Source organism: Aeromonas sp. 84A (assembly GCF_051919345.1).
Classification (GTDB): domain Bacteria; phylum Pseudomonadota; class Gammaproteobacteria; order Enterobacterales; family Aeromonadaceae; genus Aeromonas; species Aeromonas veronii.
On the sequence record NZ_JBQBEW010000001.1, the window covers coordinates 4,385,303 to 4,403,251 of the forward strand.

Annotated in this window: 18 protein-coding genes; 2 read left to right on the forward strand and 16 right to left on the reverse strand. The window is 53.6% G+C overall.

Annotated elements, in window-relative coordinates; all coding sequences use genetic code 11:
- Nucleotides 1-35 precede the first annotated feature (35 nt).
- On the forward strand, nucleotides 36-563 hold the full coding sequence (locus ACTG20_RS19865) for a GspH/FimT family protein (protein ID WP_194495123.1): 528 nt from the start codon (nucleotides 36-38) through the stop codon (nucleotides 561-563).
- A gap of 27 nt (nucleotides 564-590) precedes the next feature.
- On the opposite strand, the gene tapY2 is transcribed toward ACTG20_RS19865, so the two are convergent.
- The 12 genes from tapY2 to murJ all read right to left on the reverse strand — a co-directional run bounded on the left by tapY2 (nucleotide 591) and on the right by murJ (nucleotide 14,495).
- Nucleotides 591-872: a type IVa secretion system protein TapY2 gene (gene tapY2 / locus ACTG20_RS19870; RefSeq protein ID WP_139442993.1), complete on the reverse strand. Its 282-nt coding sequence runs from the start codon at nucleotides 870-872 to the stop codon at nucleotides 591-593.
- Nucleotides 869-4,537, reverse strand: coding sequence for a pilus assembly protein (locus ACTG20_RS19875; protein WP_439987348.1), 3,669 nt, complete (start codon nucleotides 4,535-4,537; stop codon nucleotides 869-871). Before ACTG20_RS19875 ends, tapY2 begins: the two co-directional genes overlap by 4 nt.
- 10 nt (nucleotides 4,538-4,547) lie before the next feature.
- The gene (tppD, locus tag ACTG20_RS19880) at nucleotides 4,548-4,985 is read right to left on the reverse strand and encodes a type IVa pilus pseudopilin TppD (RefSeq protein ID WP_074042661.1); all 438 of its coding nucleotides are present in this window, start codon (nucleotides 4,983-4,985) and stop codon (nucleotides 4,548-4,550) included.
- Nucleotides 4,982-5,977, reverse strand: a complete 996-nt coding sequence (locus ACTG20_RS19885; protein WP_080768699.1) for a PilW family protein — start codon at nucleotides 5,975-5,977, stop codon at nucleotides 4,982-4,984. The genes tppD and ACTG20_RS19885 overlap by 4 nt, the downstream gene beginning before the upstream one ends.
- Nucleotides 5,974-6,543, reverse strand: coding sequence for a type IV pilus modification protein PilV (pilV, locus tag ACTG20_RS19890; RefSeq protein ID WP_194495119.1), 570 nt, complete (start codon nucleotides 6,541-6,543; stop codon nucleotides 5,974-5,976). Before pilV ends, ACTG20_RS19885 begins: the two co-directional genes overlap by 4 nt.
- Nucleotides 6,544-6,546: 3 nt before the next feature.
- Nucleotides 6,547-6,951 (reverse strand): type IV pilin protein, encoded by a 405-nt coding sequence (locus ACTG20_RS19895; RefSeq protein ID WP_005358030.1) that lies wholly within the window; start codon nucleotides 6,949-6,951, stop codon nucleotides 6,547-6,549.
- Nucleotides 6,952-7,061: 110 nt separating this feature from the next.
- Complete coding sequence (gene ispH, locus ACTG20_RS19900) at nucleotides 7,062-7,997, reverse strand: 4-hydroxy-3-methylbut-2-enyl diphosphate reductase (RefSeq protein ID WP_194495117.1); 936 nt, start codon at nucleotides 7,995-7,997, stop codon at nucleotides 7,062-7,064.
- On the reverse strand, nucleotides 7,997-8,449 hold the full coding sequence (gene fkpB / locus ACTG20_RS19905; RefSeq protein ID WP_005341354.1) for an FKBP-type peptidyl-prolyl cis-trans isomerase: 453 nt from the start codon (nucleotides 8,447-8,449) through the stop codon (nucleotides 7,997-7,999). Before fkpB ends, ispH begins: the two co-directional genes overlap by 1 nt.
- Nucleotides 8,446-8,943, reverse strand: coding sequence for a signal peptidase II (gene lspA, locus ACTG20_RS19910; RefSeq protein ID WP_005340447.1), 498 nt, complete (start codon nucleotides 8,941-8,943; stop codon nucleotides 8,446-8,448). The genes fkpB and lspA overlap by 4 nt, the downstream gene beginning before the upstream one ends.
- A complete protein-coding gene (gene ileS / locus ACTG20_RS19915; protein ID WP_194495115.1) occupies nucleotides 8,943-11,804 on the reverse strand; it encodes an isoleucine--tRNA ligase in 2,862 nt (953 codons plus the stop codon). The genes lspA and ileS overlap by 1 nt, the downstream gene beginning before the upstream one ends.
- A complete protein-coding gene (gene ribF / locus ACTG20_RS19920) occupies nucleotides 11,804-12,778 on the reverse strand; it encodes a bifunctional riboflavin kinase/FAD synthetase (protein ID WP_019445579.1) in 975 nt (324 codons plus the stop codon). The genes ileS and ribF overlap by 1 nt, the downstream gene beginning before the upstream one ends.
- Nucleotides 12,779-12,932: 154 nt before the next feature.
- A complete protein-coding gene (gene murJ, locus ACTG20_RS19925) occupies nucleotides 12,933-14,495 on the reverse strand; it encodes a murein biosynthesis integral membrane protein MurJ (protein ID WP_005348927.1) in 1,563 nt (520 codons plus the stop codon).
- Nucleotides 14,496-14,686: 191 nt separating this feature from the next.
- Here murJ and rpsT point away from each other — a divergent pair, with 191 nt between their 5' ends.
- Complete coding sequence (rpsT, locus tag ACTG20_RS19930) at nucleotides 14,687-14,950, forward strand: 30S ribosomal protein S20 (protein WP_005308808.1); 264 nt, start codon at nucleotides 14,687-14,689, stop codon at nucleotides 14,948-14,950.
- Between the two features lie 49 nt (nucleotides 14,951-14,999).
- Here the strand turns inward: rpsT and ACTG20_RS19935 are convergent, their stop codons facing one another.
- The 4 genes from ACTG20_RS19935 to nhaA are packed head-to-tail and all read right to left on the reverse strand — an operon-like array spanning nucleotide 15,000 to nucleotide 17,867.
- Entirely contained in the window at nucleotides 15,000-15,302 is a 303-nt protein-coding gene (locus tag ACTG20_RS19935) for an ArsR/SmtB family transcription factor (RefSeq protein WP_013724128.1), read from the reverse strand.
- A 51-nt stretch (nucleotides 15,303-15,353) separates the two neighbouring features.
- On the reverse strand, nucleotides 15,354-16,286 hold the full coding sequence (gene nhaR / locus ACTG20_RS19940) for a transcriptional activator NhaR (RefSeq protein WP_005340434.1): 933 nt from the start codon (nucleotides 16,284-16,286) through the stop codon (nucleotides 15,354-15,356).
- Nucleotides 16,273-16,680 carry a hypothetical protein gene (locus ACTG20_RS19945; RefSeq protein ID WP_019445581.1) on the reverse strand — a complete coding sequence of 136 codons (408 nt, stop codon included), beginning with the start codon at nucleotides 16,678-16,680 and terminating at the stop codon, nucleotides 16,273-16,275. The genes nhaR and ACTG20_RS19945 overlap by 14 nt, the downstream gene beginning before the upstream one ends.
- A complete protein-coding gene (nhaA, locus tag ACTG20_RS19950) occupies nucleotides 16,677-17,867 on the reverse strand; it encodes a Na+/H+ antiporter NhaA (RefSeq protein WP_005348917.1) in 1,191 nt (396 codons plus the stop codon). The genes ACTG20_RS19945 and nhaA overlap by 4 nt, the downstream gene beginning before the upstream one ends.
- Nucleotides 17,868-17,949: the final 82 nt, after the last annotated feature.

The following is a 17,949-nucleotide window of genomic DNA, read 5'->3' on the forward strand; positions in this document are numbered from 1 at the left end:
GCTTAGAGTCTCCTTTGAACAAGGACTCATACGCTATGGCACGAAATGGATTTACCCTGCTTGAGTTTTTAATATCTGCAAGCCTGACAACCATCCTGCTGACCTTGGGACTGCCGTCATTGGCAAATCTGCTGACATCTACCGACAGCGACATCTACACAAGAAACTTGCAGGACCACCTGATCTTCGGCCAACGGCAAGCCATCACACAGCAGCAACCCGTCACAGCATGTCTTGCCATGCCTGTCAGAAACTCCACAAAAGAAGGCTGCGTACTCGCAAATCAAGCAGGCGCCCAACGCATGCTTGTCTTTATCGACGCCAATCAGGATCGCCAATTCGATATTGCAAGTGGCGATATCTTGTTATCAGCAACAGAACCCTTTCTTGAGAAACATACCGTGACGGCCAATCGACAATTTGTGCGATTTAGTCCAGATGGCACTGCGATTGGCACCAACATGACACTCCGGTTTTGTATCGACCAGGCACCCCGAGTCGATATCATCGTTTCCCCATCCGGCAGAAGCAGAAGCGAAAAAAAGGGGCTGAGTTGTTCTTAGCCCCTTTACCCTACTCAATAACCAACATTATCTGGGTTGGATTTCATCTTGTTTTTTTGCATCAGCCAACGAAAAGGTGGCCGCCAAAGGAACGCACTCGATTACCTCTGTGACAAGATGCACGACCCCATCAATCTCATAACCTTTCTGTTTAAAGACCCTGACCAGATTTGCCTTGCTCGTATCAGCAACCGGTTGCTGCAACACCATCTGCACGCCACCTTCCAGAGTGACGTAACATTTTATGTCTTCCGTTTGAGCATGAACCAACAAGGGCAAACCCACACACCAGAGTAGAATGCGTTTCATCCCTGTTCTCCTTCATAGAGATAGATTTTCTTGGGAGACATATCCATTTTTGCCTCCTCCGCACCTTGTGAGCATTCTCCTTCGCCGGTACAACGTTCTGACTCTCCCTGTCCATCATCTTTGAGGATGACCTCATTGCCCGGAGCACCACCTATAATCCTGATCCGGCCATCATCACCACCATGAATTACCAGATCATCAGCGACCTTATTTTGCACTTCGACATAACGCTGAATAACCTCCTGATTGTTACTATCCAGCACATATTTGAACGATGTGCCGTAGTGCATATCAATCATATACTGGCGCATAGTACCGATGGATTGGATGGTACACTGCTGGAAGTCCTGAACCTGAGGCAGGAAAGAGGTGAAGTAAAGCTTGCCTTGCAACACCAAACCAGCTCCCATTGATTTTTCGCCGCTTTCATTGAGCCAGAATTTCCATCCTAGCTTACTGGTAAGAGCCTTTGTTGTATTAACAATCTGCTCTTCATTTAAACCAATGAAGGGATCACTGGTCACATCATAAAGATTCTCTAATGTAATGGCAGAAGGACTTTCATCAGTATCTGGATCTATGCCAAACAAAGTCGGATTGACATTGTAATCACGCAGCATCACATACACATTTTTGGTGGTCGATTCCGAAGAGGGGCGGTTTCTATCACCACTGCCTATCAATACGGCATCAAACGGGCGCTCACTGTAGAGATATTTTGTCCCATCATACTTCCAGCCTTTATTGATGGTACGCACCAGTACGGGCTGGGTAAAGAAACGGCGATCATCTTCCAACTTCTTGGCAGTTCCACTTAAATGTGCATTTCCCAAACTGGCGAACTTGATGGCCGTCCATTTGGATTTATCTTCTCCTTTCATATCGATACGCCAGATCTGGCCACCGGTATCTCCTGCATAGATCCGATCTGTAATACCATCTCCATCGCTATCCAGCACGGAGACAGAGCCAGGCATACTATAAACCATGCCAGCGACCTGCTTGTTTTTTGCACTGCTTTCATCCGGGGTAAAGCTGAACAACAGAGCCCCCGTTTCAGCATCAACGATATAGATCCCCAGTCCCTCGCTATCCTCAGCACCTTGCCCCAAATAGCTTTTTGCCTGATCGTACCCCCCCGAGAAAATCAAGACAGGCTTATATGTTTTTTTACCATTGACTACTGTGGCATAGCCTGGAATAAATGCGACCTCGGGGATAGACCAAGTTTGACCGAGCTTGCTAAAGCCAGTGCTATTTTTATCCAGCCGCCACATGAGCGAGGGTGAGTCGGGATTTGATATATTTAAGGCATAATAGGCCTTGCCACCACCACGCAGCCCGGTAAATAACCACACCTTGTCACCTTGTGACGACTTGATATGACCATCTTTAACTTGTTCATTGATTAGCACAGTAGGTGATGAATCCACCCCATAAAGATGCACCGATGATTCAAGATTTTCCTGCAAGGCTTTCTGATTGGCAATAAATTGATAGGGCATGATTGCCCAGCTTTCATCAACAGTCGTGCCACCATCTTTAAACATATGTAAAAAACCACTATTAGTACCCATCACTATCCGAAGATCTGGAGTGCAAAAAGTTTGCCCCTCCGTTTTAGTACATCCATAATTGATGACCAAAGGCCGAGAATGAAGAGGATCCCCTAAAATATCCTCCCTAATATCTGTTTTTGAACCATCTTTATTCTCATCAAAAGCATCAATACCCTTGGTCCAGCTCAGTATGCTATCTATGTTATCTATGCTATTTAGATTCATGACTGTACGTAGCTGGGTTGCACCGCCAGCCATACTTTCAAGGGCTGCCTTGCTATTGCTACCAAGAAAGACACTCAATGTATTTGTTGAAGGAGGAATAATATAGATGCTTCTATCTGTTTTAGCTGCCAGCATCTCTTGTACCCCCCCCTCGGCAACCTTGTTACCATCGCTGGTTGAAGACCAGAAAGTTTTAGCTGACTCAAGGATAGTGCCGTTGATACCAATCGCTGGCATACCACTTTGATCAACCACGTAACCTTTCTCTGGTGCAAGTACCAGTTTTTTCAAGTTTCCCTTCCATCTCGGACCTGAACCAGGTTCAAACATGGCGTAGTAGATATTATTAAGGCTACGTGTGCGGTCAAAGTTATTGGTGGCAATCGCCGGAGAAACAAGCGATGTGTTCATTTTTAAGATTGCTAATAATGATGATTTTAATGCCTCATTAAGCTGGGTAGAATCTGTTGCTGGATAATATTTACCACCACCACGTCGAGCAGCTTCAGCCAATAAATTACCGGCACCCTTTATTGCTTCATCACCGAATCCTACTGTGAATGTAGTAATCGTCTGCTTACCAGAGGAGGATGGATTGACATCATTGTTTTTCATATAACCGGCTAGCGCAGCTAGATAACTTTTAGCATTATTAGAACCATAGCCAACGGTACTGCTATAACTAGTTTTATTTGGGTCAATAGACTTATTTAACAACCCCACCACAAGGTCATTAGCAGCAGAGTCTGAAGTGGGCTCACCATCTGTCATATAAATAATATAAGCATCACTGGAACATTTATCATAAGGTGATTTATATTTTTTGGGTGATATCTCAGCATTTGTATCTCGCGGTGGTTGGCGCGAATAATCATCATCCCCAAAATAGACATCATGCCCACCAAAATAAAGGTATGCTTCATACATGGTTTCACACAATGGGGTATTGGTCTCAGCGGTAAGGCTGCTTGATTTGTCGATGATGTCTTGCGAGCCAGTTTTACCATTAGTTAAAACCACGTCATTACCTATTATGTCTCTTATAATTCTGCCGCCATTATTACTACCATCGGTATTCCTGTTAAAAACAGCCAAACCGAAATCAACAGCTGGTGTTGAACGCACCAATTCCTTAAGAGCTTGTTTAGCAACGGTTAATCTGGAAACTGATATTTTTGCTGGAGCATGATACCAGCGAAGATAATTAGCTGTGTACATTGTTAGACTTTCAGAACCACCAGTGATAGGGGGAACAGGTGATGAACTATCACTCCATGGCTTACTATAGTTAATACTATTAGTATTAATGGGATAACCTGATATCGATGCATAGGAACCATTATAACCACTATTGTCATTATTCTTGGCGGTTATATCTTGTTGGCATTCAACAATCTTAACAGCATCTTCATCATAGTTTTTTAATGGTTTCCATTCTCCTTTTTTCTTAGATCCTGTTCCAGAAACCACATAATTCCAAAACACTGATGAAAATAACCCACTCTCATTTAAAACATTAGTTGATGTGCCACATGCATTTATATCTTTATGAAAGCGTTTTGAATAGCCTGAATAGAGTATATTGGGTGGCGTCCCATTGGTAGCATAATATATATAATTATTGCTTCCATCATCGTATTGCAACCTTGGATATGAAAATTCAGGGTCATACTCATCTTTTGCCATCAACGTAGTCGACCCCATACTACCTGAATTATCGAATATAAAGAGAACCTTTGGCCGAAAATCCCCGGCTTTGGCAAAGTCATAAATAAATAACTCGGTATCATCGGAATAACCAGTACCTACCGCCAAAGATGCCCCTGATATTCCGCAACACAATACCAGCAAGCTTGTAAACAAACAGTTCCTTATGTTCATCACCCGCTCCCTAATTGGCACTGAGCAAGGGTTGTTCTACCCCGGCAGTAAAGGTCATTTGGCTATTCACCTTGCCATAAGCACTGGATGTGGTGGCTTCAGCATAACGACAAGCTGGCGTTACATTCTGGCTACTGGCTTCAAATTTTCGTTTGCATACACTTTCTGTATTGACTGTCAAAGTAGTAGCAGGAGTGGTAGTGCCTATTGCCGCCGAAGTACCAATTGCCTGCGTTGCAATTTGTGTTGAGAGAGAAGTATCGCTCAATGCAGACTCCAGAGTACCTTCAACTTCATGCTCCGCTCGTTGCAAACTGGCACTAGAACCCGCCATCTTCAGACTCATACCACTGGATTGCATGACGACTACCGCAATCAGAGTCAAGGGAACCAGAATAACCAGTGCAACAATCAATGCTACACCTTGGTTTTTTTTAACCAATCTCATGTTCCACCTCGGGTGGTTATTTGTTGATTGCGTAATGCAATACTGCTTTCCAAGAGCAGACGGCGATAACCATCACCACCACCATTAACCGTAATATTACCGAGTTGATAGCTATTGTTATTCTTATAGCGACTTGATTCCCGAGCGGCTCTAATCAGTAAGAAAAGCCGAGCCCCCAATACTCGCCCCTCATTCCAGCGCTGTGTTGTCATTTGGTCCGTTGACATATATCTGTCTATGCGTCCATCAGGGATCAAGGAATCGTCAACACCATACATCAGAACCATATGTTCAACGCCTTCAGCCATAGCGCCACCAATCAGAGCAGAACCACCATTAACGGTCAAATAGCGCTTGCGTAAAACAGGAATACCATCTTCTTGTGACAAGTAATAAATGTAATGCTGGTATTCCCAGATCTGGCTCTCATTATTGGCACCAAAGAGTGGTCTGGTTTCGCTCCCCTTGATGACTCTCGCCTCCTGACTATTGGTTGCCATATAAAAGCGGTTTGTATCCAATCCCTCTGATGCGGGTATAGGACGCCCTACCAATCGCTTGATACTGATAACATCCGAGTTTGCCACCCGATCAGCAGCGAGAATACAAGCGAATCCAGCCAATCCTTTGGAGGTTGATACCCGGCTTACCCATAGCCCCCTGATGGGACCAGCATTTGATGGCAAACTACCGACAGAACGCTCATCCAGACAATCGCTACTGGCAGGAACAATGCTACCAGCACTGAGGGTCAGAGAGGGGCCAACTTGCGTTGACTGACCGGTATAAGCTCCAAAAAAGCCAGCCCATTTGATATCCTGGCTAATCAGTCGAATGGCCAATCGACCATTTTCCTGTAATTCACTTTGATCAAAGGCATCTTCAGAGCTGGAGCGAGACATCACAAAAACTGTGAATACCCCCGCCAACAAAAATAGACCGAGCAGCATAGCGACCAGCCACTCTACCAGCGTGAAACCGCGAGAATTCATAAAGTCGTCGTCAGAATAAACTGGCGCCTCGAAAGATTATTTGCTGTCGAGAGTTGACACTCATTGATCAGCGTTGCTGCGGCGGCAGCAGCCCTCCCATCAGATATCTCTTGCTTGCCAGCCCAGAATATTCCGACAGCCAATACATTATTGGCCCGCCGCACCACGCAGCCTATCGGTGAATTCAAGGAAGATGCCGCCCCCGACACACTGGCCCCAAGCAGGGCTTGTTGCCAGTAGTGAAGGTCGGCATTACGTAAATCTGCAGCACTGCACGCACTGATTGTGCCATCTGCAGCGGCGCATGTCGGGCGTGGCAAGTTGGCGGCAAGATTGACGGTCACAGCACCGGATGCGGCCCAGCTATCGCGATTTATCCGTACCCGCTCAACCATATCGTTTGCCAACCAGCTGGCGATAGTACGCTGGCGAGCTTCATAACTGGCAAATTTGGAATGAGTTTGCAAAGCAACCAGACCAAGCAGCCCCAACGACAGGATGACTGCAGTGATCATCACCTCCAGCAGGCTGAATCCTCTCTGATGTGGTGAAACATGAATGACCATGGGCTATTCCCAACAGCTATTGCTAGCTGCACCAGAAGCACTTTTGACACCCAACTGATTAATGGAAAACACCGTGCAATCGGTATCTTTGGCTTGGGCCGTCGCCGCGCCAGCACTGGCTGACAAGGTGTAGGTGTTGCCTGATACGGCAATGGATAATTGATACAGACCATTCTCAGATGCACTACTGATACCAAGAGCAGCAGCAGAGGATGCATACTGATTGAAATCCATAAAATAGGTTTCTTGCCGATTGGCCGCATTCAACAGCATGCTCTTGGCTTCGACACGATGACTGGTCAGCACATATTGCTGATAGGCGGGATAAGCGATGGTGCCAAGAATCGCCACGATGGCGATGACAATCATCAACTCAATAAGAGAAAAGCCACGAAAGTATCCAATCATATCCCATCCTTGGTGACAGACTGCTTCATAAGTTTAACGCCGAGCCTGTCACTAGAACAAACCCGGCGTCATTATCAACACACTTTATTCTTAAGCCTTCCTGGCTGCACTCAAATTATTCTAAGTTCGGGAGGCACCTCAAAGACTACGTTCTCTTCACGGCCAGGATGCTCGGCAACCACCTTGCCACCCAGCTCCCGCAGGCGGGCAATCACGTTTTGCACCAGCACCTCGGGGGCGGATGCGCCAGCAGTGACGCCGATCGTCTTCACCCCTTCCAGCCAGCTCGTCTCAATCATCGACGCATCGTCGATGAGGTAGGCTTTGGCGCCCACCTTCTCGGCCAGCTCGCGCAGACGGTTGGAGTTGGAGGAGTTGCGAGACCCCACCACCAGCATGGCGTCCACCAGCCCCGCCATCTCCCGCACCGCATCCTGACGGTTTTGGGTGGCGTAGCAGATATCGTCCTTGCGCGGCCCCTGGATCTTGGGGAAGTGCTTGCGCAGCGCATCGATGACGTCAGAGGTCTCATCCACGCTCAGGGTGGTCTGGGTGACGAAGCAGAGGTCATCCGGATTCTTTACCTTGAGCTTGGCCACATCTTCCGGTGTTTCTACCAGATACATGCCGCCTTCGCGATTCTCGTACTGCCCCATGGTCCCGATCACCTCGGGGTGACCGGCGTGGCCGATGAGCACAGCCTCGGAGCCCTTGCGGCTGGCGCGATGGACTTCCATGTGAACCTTGGTCACTAGCGGACAGGTGGCATCAAATACCTTGAGGGCGCGGGACTTTGCCATCTCGCGCACTGTCTTGGCCACGCCGTGAGCAGAGAAGATGACGATGCTGTCGTCCGGCACCTCGTCCAGCTCCTCGACGAAGACAGCGCCCGCATCTTTCAACTTGTTCACCACATACCGGTTATGCACCACTTCGTGGCGGACATAGATGGGGGCACCGAACTTCTCCAGCGCGCTCTCGACAATACTGATGGCGCGATCGACACCGGCGCAAAAACCGCGAGGGTTAGCGAGCAGAATATCCATTAATGCACCTTCTCCTCATCATCAACGCCCAGGATCTCCACCTCGAAGGTGACGGTATGACCGGCCAGCGGGTGGTTGAAATCGACCGTGACCGACATCCCGGCTACCGCCCGGATGATGCCCGGCAGCTCGCTGCCATTGGGCTGATCGAACAGGATGATGGTGCCGACTTTTGGCTCCACATCGGCGCCAAATTTGGCACGGTCGAGATGGTAGATATTGTCGGGATTGGAGAGACCAAAGGCCTCTTCCGGCGCCAGAGTAAAACTCTTACTCTCCCCTTCGCTCAGCCCCAGCAGACACTGCTCGAAGGTGGGGGTCAGGCTGCCATCGCCCATCCGCAGGCGGGCAGGTTTGCCGTGCAGCGCCGTGCTGTCGGCAACCGAGCCATCTTCCAGCTTGATGGAGAAGTGGAACAGCACGCTGCTGTTAGCGGTGATCTGCTGGCTCATGCCTGCTCCTTTTTCTCACCACGGAAACCGTCCAGCACGATCATGGCGGCCCCGATAAAGATAAAGCTGTCGGCCAGATTGAATGCCGGCCAGTGCGCACGCTGCCAGTAGAAGTCGAGGAAATCGACCACATGGCCCAGCACCAGTCGATCAAAGACGTTACCAAGGGCGCCGCCGATGATGAGTGAATAGGCGATACCGCTCCAACGCTGGGTCACCGACTGCTTGCGCAGCCAGTGGATCAGCAATCCACAGATGGCAAAAGCCAGCACCGCGAAGAACCAGCGCTGCCAGCCCCCCTGATCAGCCAGAAAGCTGAATGCGGCGCCCTTGTTGTAGACATGCACCAGATTGAAGAAGGGGGTGATCTCCACCCCCGGGTAACCAAATGGCAGCAACTTGACCACGGCGAGCTTGCTCGCCTGGTCCAGTACAAAGGCCAGCACTGCCAGCCACAGCCAACGCAGGCCGCTTTTATGTTGAGTCATGTTCATCAGGCAAATTGACGAGTTTCGCCGTCACCCTCAACGTTGGTCACACAGCGACCACAGATCTCTTCGTGACCCGCGATGGTGCCCACATCTTCGACATGGTGCCAGCAGCGGTCGCACTTGGCGGCAGCAGACTGGGCCACGCTCAACCACAGGTCATCACGCTCGGTCGCCACAGAGCCTTCCGGCGCAGTGTCAGCCTCCACAACCTTGGCTTTGGAGGTGAGCAGCACGAAGCGCAGCTCATCGGCCAGCGCGTTAAGACGAGCGGCCAGCTCCGGCTTGGCGAACAGGGTCAGTTCGGCCTGTAGGGAACCGCCGATACGCTTCTCACCACGAGCCACTTCCAGCGCTTTGTTCACTTCACCGCGCACGGTGAGGATCTCGGCCCAGAACTCGTCGTTGAGAGTTTCACCCGCTTCCAGCCCGAACAGGCCGTCGTACCACTCTTCGGTGAAGACGAACTCGCCGCGCTCACCCGGCAGCAGGGCCCAGATTTCATCGGCGGTGAAGCTCATGATCGGCGCCATCCAGCGCACCATGGCCTCGGCAATGTGATAGAGGGCGGTCTGGCAGGAGCGACGGGCCAGGCTGTCAGCCTTGGCGGTGTACTGACGATCCTTGATGACGTCCAGATAGAAGGAGCCCATCTCGATGGAGCAGAACTGCATCAGCTTCTGGGTTACACCGTGGAAGTTGTACTCGTCGAACGCCGCCATGATCTCGGCCTGTACCGCTTTGGCACGACCCACAGCCCAGCGATCCACCACCACCATGTCGACAGGTGCCACCATGTCGGTCGCCGGATTGAAGCCGTTCAGGTTGGCCAGCAGGAAGCGGGCAGTGTTGCGAATACGACGATAAGCATCGGCAGAGCGCTTGAGGATCTCGTCGGAGACAGTCATCTCGCCGGTGTAGTCAGTGCTCGCTACCCACAGACGCAGGATGTCGGCACCCAGCTTGTTCATTACATCCTGCGGGCTCACCACGTTGCCGATGGACTTGGACATCTTGCGACCCTGACCATCCACGGTGAAGCCGTGAGTCAGCACCTGGTTGTAGGGAGCCTTGTCTTTCATGGCCACGCCGATCATCAGGGAGGACATGAACCAGCCACGGTGCTGGTCAGAACCTTCCAGATACATGTCGGCCGGCTTGCCGTTGAACTCGGGACGGGCATCAACCACGGAAGCGTGGGTAGAACCGGAGTCAAACCAGACATCCAGAGTGTCAGGCACCTTGTCGTACATGTCGGCATCGGCACCCAGCAGCTCGGCCTTGTCCAGATCCCACCATGCCTGAATGCCGGACTGCTCGACCCGCTTGGCCACTTCGTGCATCAGGCGCACGGATTCCGGGTGTAGTTCCTGGGTCTCTTTGTGGACGAACAGGGAGATGGGCACACCCCAGGTACGCTGACGGGAGATACACCAGTCAGGACGGTTCTCGACCATCGCCTGAATGCGGTTTTTACCCCAAGCCGGTACCCAGCCGCTCTGGCCTTGCTGGGCAATACCGTCCTTCTCGATGCGCTCGATCTCCTCCAGTGCGCGCTTGCGCAGACCCTTCTGCTCCATGCTGATGAACCACTGCGGGGTGGCACGGAAGATGATCGGGGTCTTGTGACGCCAGCAGTGCGGATAGGAGTGGTTGAACACCTTGTGGTGCAGCAGGGCGCCGCGCTCGGTCAGCACTTCGATCACGGAGGCATTGGCCTTGAACACATGCTGGCCGGCAAACAGTTCGGTATCCGGCAGGTAAACACCGTTGCTGCCAACCGGGTTGGCCACTTCCAAACCGTACTTCTGGCCGACCACGAAGTCTTCCTGACCGTGGCCAGGGGCGGTGTGAACGGCACCGGTACCGGCATCCAGGGTGACGTGGTCACCCAGTACCACAGGTACATCGAAGCTGTAGAAGGGGTGGTTGAAGCGCAGCAGCTCGAGCGCGGCACCCTTGGCATAGCCCAGATTGTGGAACTTCTCGATACCGGCGCGATCCATGACGTCCTTGACCAGCTCTGCGGCCAGGATCAGACGCTCGGGGTTCTCCCCTTCAACTTGCACTAGCGCATAGTCGAGGTCGGCGTGCATGGCGATGGCGCGGTTGGCTGGCAGGGTCCACGGAGTTGTGGTCCAGATCACCGCAGAGATCGGGCCCTTGCCGGTGTGGCCTTCGGCGCAGTCAAACTTGGCGGTAACGGTCGCCTCATCGACGGCCTTGAAGCGCACATCGATGGAGGGAGAGTTCTTGTCGTAGTACTCCACCTCGGCTTCAGCCAGCGCGGAGCCGCAATCGGTACACCAGTGCACCGGCTTGGAGCCTTTGTGCAAGTGGCCGTTTTCAACGATCTTGGCCATGGAGCGGATGATGTTGGCTTCGGTGCCAAAATCCATGGTCAGGTAGGGGTGTTCCCAGTCGCCCAGCACACCCAGACGGATGAAGTCGGTCTTCTGCGCTTCGATCTGGGTCTTGGCGTATTTGCGGCATTCGGCGCGGAATTCGGCAGCAGAAACCTTCTCGCCCGGCTTGCCGACCATGCCTTCTACTTTCAGTTCGATAGGCAGACCGTGGCAATCCCAACCCGGCACATAGGGGGAATCGAAACCGGAGAGGCCCTTGGACTTGATGATGATGTCTTTGAGGATCTTGTTGACCGAGTGACCGATGTGAATGTTGCCGTTCGCATAGGGGGGGCCATCATGCAGAATGAAAGAAGGCTTGCCCGCTTTGGCGCGGCGAATAGCGCCGTAGAGATCCTGATCGTACCAACGTTTCAGCATGTTGGGTTCGCGCTTGGCCAGATCGCCACGCATCGGAAACTCGGTTTCCGGAAGATTCAGGGTGTGTTTATAGTCGCTCATCAGTCCTGGGTTCCCTTCTTTTCTAAAAGAGTGCTGGGTAAATTGAATTGTGGCAGCCCGAACCAGGCTCGGGCCGCCAGGGCATCTCGTTCGATCTGCTCTTTCAAGGCAGTGAAAGAGGCAAACTTCTGCTCTTCGCGCAGCTTGTGGCGAAGCAGCACCTTGACCTGCTGACCATATAGATCACCAGAAAAATCAAATAGATGTACTTCCAATCTGGCTTGTGTGCCGCTCAAGGTCGGCCGTACACCCACATTGGCGACACCGGGGAAGGTCTTGCCGGAACATATCACTTCCACCGCAAACACGCCACCGACCGGGATCACCTGACGCTTGAGGGCCAGATTGGCGGTAGGAAAACCTATGGTGCGCCCCAACTTGTCGCCGTGGGCCACCCGGCCGCTGATGGTATAGGGACGGCCAAGCATCAGCTCCACCTCCGCCATCCGGCCCGCCTTGAGTGCTTCACGCACCAGGGTGCTGCTGACCCGCTGCCGTTCGAGCTGGAAGCTCTGGGTACTGATCACCTCGAAGCCGAAGCGATGGCCCGCCTCCTCCAGCAGGTGAAAGTCACCTTCCCGCCCCTTGCCGAAGCGAAAATCGTCGCCGACCACCAGGTAGCGCACCCCGAGCTTTTCCACCAGCAACTGCTCGATGAAGGTCGAGGCTGCCTGCTCGGCAAAGCGGTGGCTAAAGCGCACGCAGAGCATGCGATCGATATGCAGCCCCTGCAGTGCTTCGTACTTTTCCCGCAACCGGCTCAGCCGGGCGGGCGCTGCCGTGCCGGCAAACAGCTCCAGCGGCTGCGGTTCGAACAGCATGACGCAGGCGGGCAATCCCAGCTGGGCCGCTTTCTCCTTGAGACGTGCCAATACCGCATGGTGACCCTGATGAACCCCATCAAAGTTGCCAATGGTTAATACACATCCCCGGTGACGGGGCTTGAGATTGTGAATGCCGCGAATAAGCTCCATCAGTGCCTTGTGCGTTGCTGCCATGGAAATCGGCGGATTATATATCAGGCAGCAGGCAGGGTCAGCCCTCATAGCCTGATTTCAACTATCCGGGCCCAATCACGCCCCCTGCGGCGTCATGAGGCACTATCCCCATGGCACCGCAGGATCACGACTACTGCTGCCCCGATTTAAGGTGACGCGGCCGAATGCCCAGCAGCAGCAACACCACGGCATAGACCGCAGCCCCCAGCGACAGCAGCATGGTCAGCTGCAAACTGGCCTTGCCCATGCTCCATGCGCCCCACTGGGCCAAATCTGGCGACAGATAGGCGAGCACACCCCCCATCAGCACGCTGGCGACCAGCAGCTTGAGGCAGAACACGCCAGTATGGCGGGAGGGACGATAGACGCTCTGCTGGTACAGCCCCTTGAACAGCAAGGCCGCATTCAGAGTGCCCGAGCAGGCGGTCGAGAGCGCCAGCCCCACGTAACCGAGCGGGTAGATGAAGATGAGGTTGCAGACCATGTTGGCAATCATCGACATCACCCCGATCCGCACCGGCGTCTTGGTGTCCTGACGGGCGTAGTAACCGGGCGCCAGTACCTTGATCAGCATCAGGGAGAGCAGACCGGTAGTAGAGGCCAACAGACTGGCGCTCGACATGCTCACTTCATGCAGACCGAACTCGCCGCGCATGAACAGCACCCGCAAAATGGGCTCGCGCATCACCGCAATGCCTATCATGGCGGGCAGACCGAGCAGCATCACCATCCGTACCCCCCAATCCATGGTGCGGGAGAAGTCGGCAGGGTCTGCATCCACATGCTTCTTGGCCAGCGCTGGCAGGATCACGGTACTGATGGCCACCGCAAACAGACCGAGGGGGAACTCCAGCAGGCGATCCGAGTAGTAGAGGTAACTAATGGCACCGGTCGCCAGGAAAGAAGCCAGCATGGTGTTGACCAGCAGATTGATCTGGCTGACCGAAACCCCGAACAGGGCGGGGATCATCAGGGTGCGGATCTTCACCACCCCAGGGTGATTCCATCCCCACTTGGGCCATACCAGCATGTTGATTTGGCGCAAAAAGGGGTACTGGAACAGAAACTGCACCAAACCGCCCAAAAAGACACCAATTGCCAGCGAGATCTCAGGTTTGTCCATCAGCGGCGCAATCCACCAGGCCGCCGCAATCATGGTGATGTTGAGAAACACCGGCGTAAACGACGAGACCGCAAAGCGGCCGAAGGTATTGAGGATGGCCCCCGCCATGGCGGTAAAAGTGATAAACCAGAGGTAGGGGAAGGTGATTTTGAGCATCAGACTGGCGAGCTCGAACTTCTCGGCCGCAGGGCCGCCATGCAGCCAGTCCCAGAACCAGCCCCAGCCAAACAGCGCGGTCAGCACCCCCGACCCCAGCACACCGAGCAGGGTGACCACAGTCACTATCCCCCCCAGCGTGCCCGCCACCGCCGCCAGCAATTCACGCACTTCCCCCTCGTCGCCATTTTTCTTGTACTCCGTCATCACGGGAACAAAGGCCTGGTTGAAGGCACCTTCGGCGAACAGACGACGCAGAAAGTTGGGAATGCGATTGGCAAAAAAGAAGACGTCGGCGGCCACCCCGGCACCGAGCAGATTTGCGATGACCACATCGCGAACCAAGCCCATTACGCGGGATGCCAGCGTCATTCCGGACACTATCATGCCGGATTTGATCAATTTCTTACTCAAGACGAGGCCTCTGGAACTGTCAGAATGAAAAGAATGCTGCTAGAATCGGCCGACAGTTTAACCGTCTCCCTACTGACACACCACCGGGAGGCGGTGTTTATTTGCACAAATCATTTGACAATATGTGGTTGGAAGGGCATATTTCCGGGCCTTTTCAATACACTCGCTAAGACAGTTTTAGGAGTTTTACCTTGGCTAACATCAAATCTGCTAAGAAGCGCGCTCTTCAGTCAGAAAAACGCCGTCAGCACAACGCCAGCCGTCGTTCCATGACCCGTACCTACCTGAAGAAAGTCATTGCTGCTATCGCCTCTGGCGACAAAGCTGCTGCGACTGCCGCTTTCGCTGTTGCTCAGCCGATCATGGATCGTATGGCGACCAAAGGCCTGATCCACAAGAACAAAGCTGCTCGTCACAAGAGCCGCCTGTCTGCCCAGATCAAAGCTATGGCTTAATCAGCGTCTGCTGATCAAAGCTGAAAAAACCGGCCTTAGTGCCGGTTTTTTATTTATCTGCGCTGCAATAAAGTCGATGCAGCAAACTGATCATTTCACGCACCTCATGGCTGCGCAGCGAATAGTAGACCGTCTGGGCCTCTTTGCGCGTCGTCACCAGCTCATCCCGCCGCAGCAGCGCAAGATGCTGTGACAAGGCCGACTGACTCAGTCCCAATCGCTCGTTGAGCTCCCCCACTGACAGTTCGCGCTCCAGCAACTGGCACAGAATAAACAGCCGCCGCTCGTTGGCCAGCGCCTTGAGCAAGGCCACCGCTTTACTCGCATTGGCTTCCATCTCTTCAAGTTGCATCACATCTCTCCTCTACCACTCATCGCCGATGATACGTGGTGACGGGTCGTTTTAAAACGACAGGGTGGCCGGCTGGATGGCGGAGAAGTTCTCCTGGCCGGAAAAGAGAAAGGTAAAATCGCTCTCGCAGACCCGCTTCACCGCCGGATGCTGGATCATCCGCTCGGCGAAGATGACGTAATACTCCTCCATCAGATCCTGGGTTTCCCCGATCAGCATCACCCCCTCCCCCTCGAGGATCTCCTCCCGATAGATGGTGGGAGCCATGAAAATCCCCTGATTGAAGAAGCCAAACGCCTTCATCAAGGCGGCATCATCAAACTCGCCAAGAATGCTGGGGGAGACACCCTGCTGCTCGAACCACTGGGTCAGCTGACGCCCCATGGCGGTACGGCGACCGGGGATCAGCAGCTTGCGCTCCTCCAGACAGGCAGGAAAGGGCTTCTCAGGCAGCGGCGCCTTGCAGAAGAAGCTGACGCCACAGCCGCCCAGCCGTTTGGAGAGCAGCCCTGCATGCTGGCTGGAGTCCACCGGACAGTCGGAGAGGATCATATCGAGCTTGTGTTCGCTCAGCTGCTCCAGCAGCAGTTCGTGGGTCGATTCGAAACAGCGCAGATGGATGGAACCATCATTGGGGATGACAGAGAGCAGCACGCGGCTGGCAAGGCGCTTGGAGAGAGCATCGGCGATGCCGACGTCGAACAGGATCTGGCTCTCCTTGCGGTAGTTGACGATATCAAGCATCTCGTAGGAGAGGCTGAACATCTTGTCGGCATAGCGAAACACCAGCTGGCCCAGCTCGGTCGCCTCTAGGGAGCGCCCCTTGCGTTTGAGCAGCTTGCCACCGAGGCGCTGCTCCAGCAGCTTGATCTGGCCGGTGACCGTCTGCGGGGTCAAAAAAAGGGCTTCCGCTGCCTGGGTAACGGAGCCCTTCTTCTGAGTCATCCAGAAATAGTAGAGATGGTTGTAGTTAAGGTGTGACATCCGATGGGGTTCCCGCTTGACGCGGACTCCGGTAGCAGCTGAGTTCAACCGCCAGAATGTCATACATGTCGCTAACCGAGTCAACCTTGTTCGCGCCAAACTGCTCCATCAGACTGGCCTTGAGGCGTGCCTTGTCAGGCATCCGGTCAGCGCAATAACGCTTGTTGGAACGCTTTACCATCTCGCCAGCCCGGCTGCTCAGCGCCCGCTCGGAGAAGGTTTCGCCAAAGCGCGCCTTGGCCTGCTTGTCCCCCAGCAGCAGGGCACTGTCTACCACTCCGTTCAGATAGGCAGAGCAGTTCGCCGAAGCGGCGTCCTGCTTGCAATCCTCCAGCCCGCCGGCCCATGCCGCGGGGCTCAACAACAGCATCAACAACCCTGTATGCAGCTTCATAGTCCCTCCGTACTCTGTTCCCCTTCACCCTTGGGAAGGGCCATGCGCAAGGCCAGATAGCCGACTACCGCCGCCATGGTGGAGCCCACCAGGATCCCGAGGCGAGAGTAGCTGCCGTAATCCAGCCCACCGTGCTCGAAGGCGAGCGACGCGATAAACATCGACATGGTGAACCCGATGCCACAGAGGATGCTGACCGCAAAAATCTGCTTGAAGTTGACCCCGGGCGGCAACTGGGCGATGCCCAGCTTGACCGACAGCCAGCTGATGGTGAACACCCCGAGCGGCTTGCCGATAAACAGCCCCAGCATGATCCCCATAGGTACCGGACTCAGCAGGGAGGAGAGACCAATCCCTTCCAGCGATACCCCTGCGTTGGCAAAGGCAAACAGCGGCAGGATCAGATAGGCACTCCAGGGGTGCAGTTGATGCTCCAGATACTTGAGCGGCGAGGCGTAACGCTTGCCGTTAAGCGGAACCATAAAGCCCACCACCACACCGGCCAACGTCGCATGGACACCAGACTTGAGCACCGCCACCCAGAGCACCAGACCGACCAGCATGTAGAGGCTGATCCGATCCTCACCACGGCGATTCATCCAAAGCAGGGTGAGGGTTGCCAGAATACCGATAGCCAGCGCCTCAAGCGACAACTGCTGGGTATAGAAAAGCGCGATGATGATGATGACGCCGAGGTCATCCATGATGGCCAGCGCCAACAGGAATACCTTGAGGCTCACCGGCACCCGCTTGCCGAGCAGCGCCATCACCCCGAGGGCAAAGGCGATGTCGGTCGCAGCCGGGATCGCCCAGCCAGCACGCGCCACTTCATCCGAATAGTTGAAAAAGGCGTAGATCAAAGCCGGGGCCAGCATGCCGCCCACCGCAGCGATAGCCGGGAAGGTCGCCTGAACCCGGGTCGAGAGCGCCCCTTCCAGCATTTCACGCTTCACTTCCAGACCAACCAGCAGGAAGAAGATCGCCATAAAGCCATCGTTGATCCAGAGCAGCAGTGGTTTGTTGATGTCGAGGGCCGCGATGCGCACCTGCACCGGCGTGTCGAGAAACGCCTGATACCCGCCAGCCAGTGCGGTATTGGCTAAAATCATTGCCAGCATGGCAGCCATGATCAGAATAATTCCGGAGGCGGCCTCCAGCTTCAGGAACTTTTTGATTACGTCACTCATGGTTAAATTTTCCACCGTATTGCTTTGGTTTGAGTCTATCCCTTGCAACAACCAATGGAAAATCGTTTCTTGCTGCTCAATA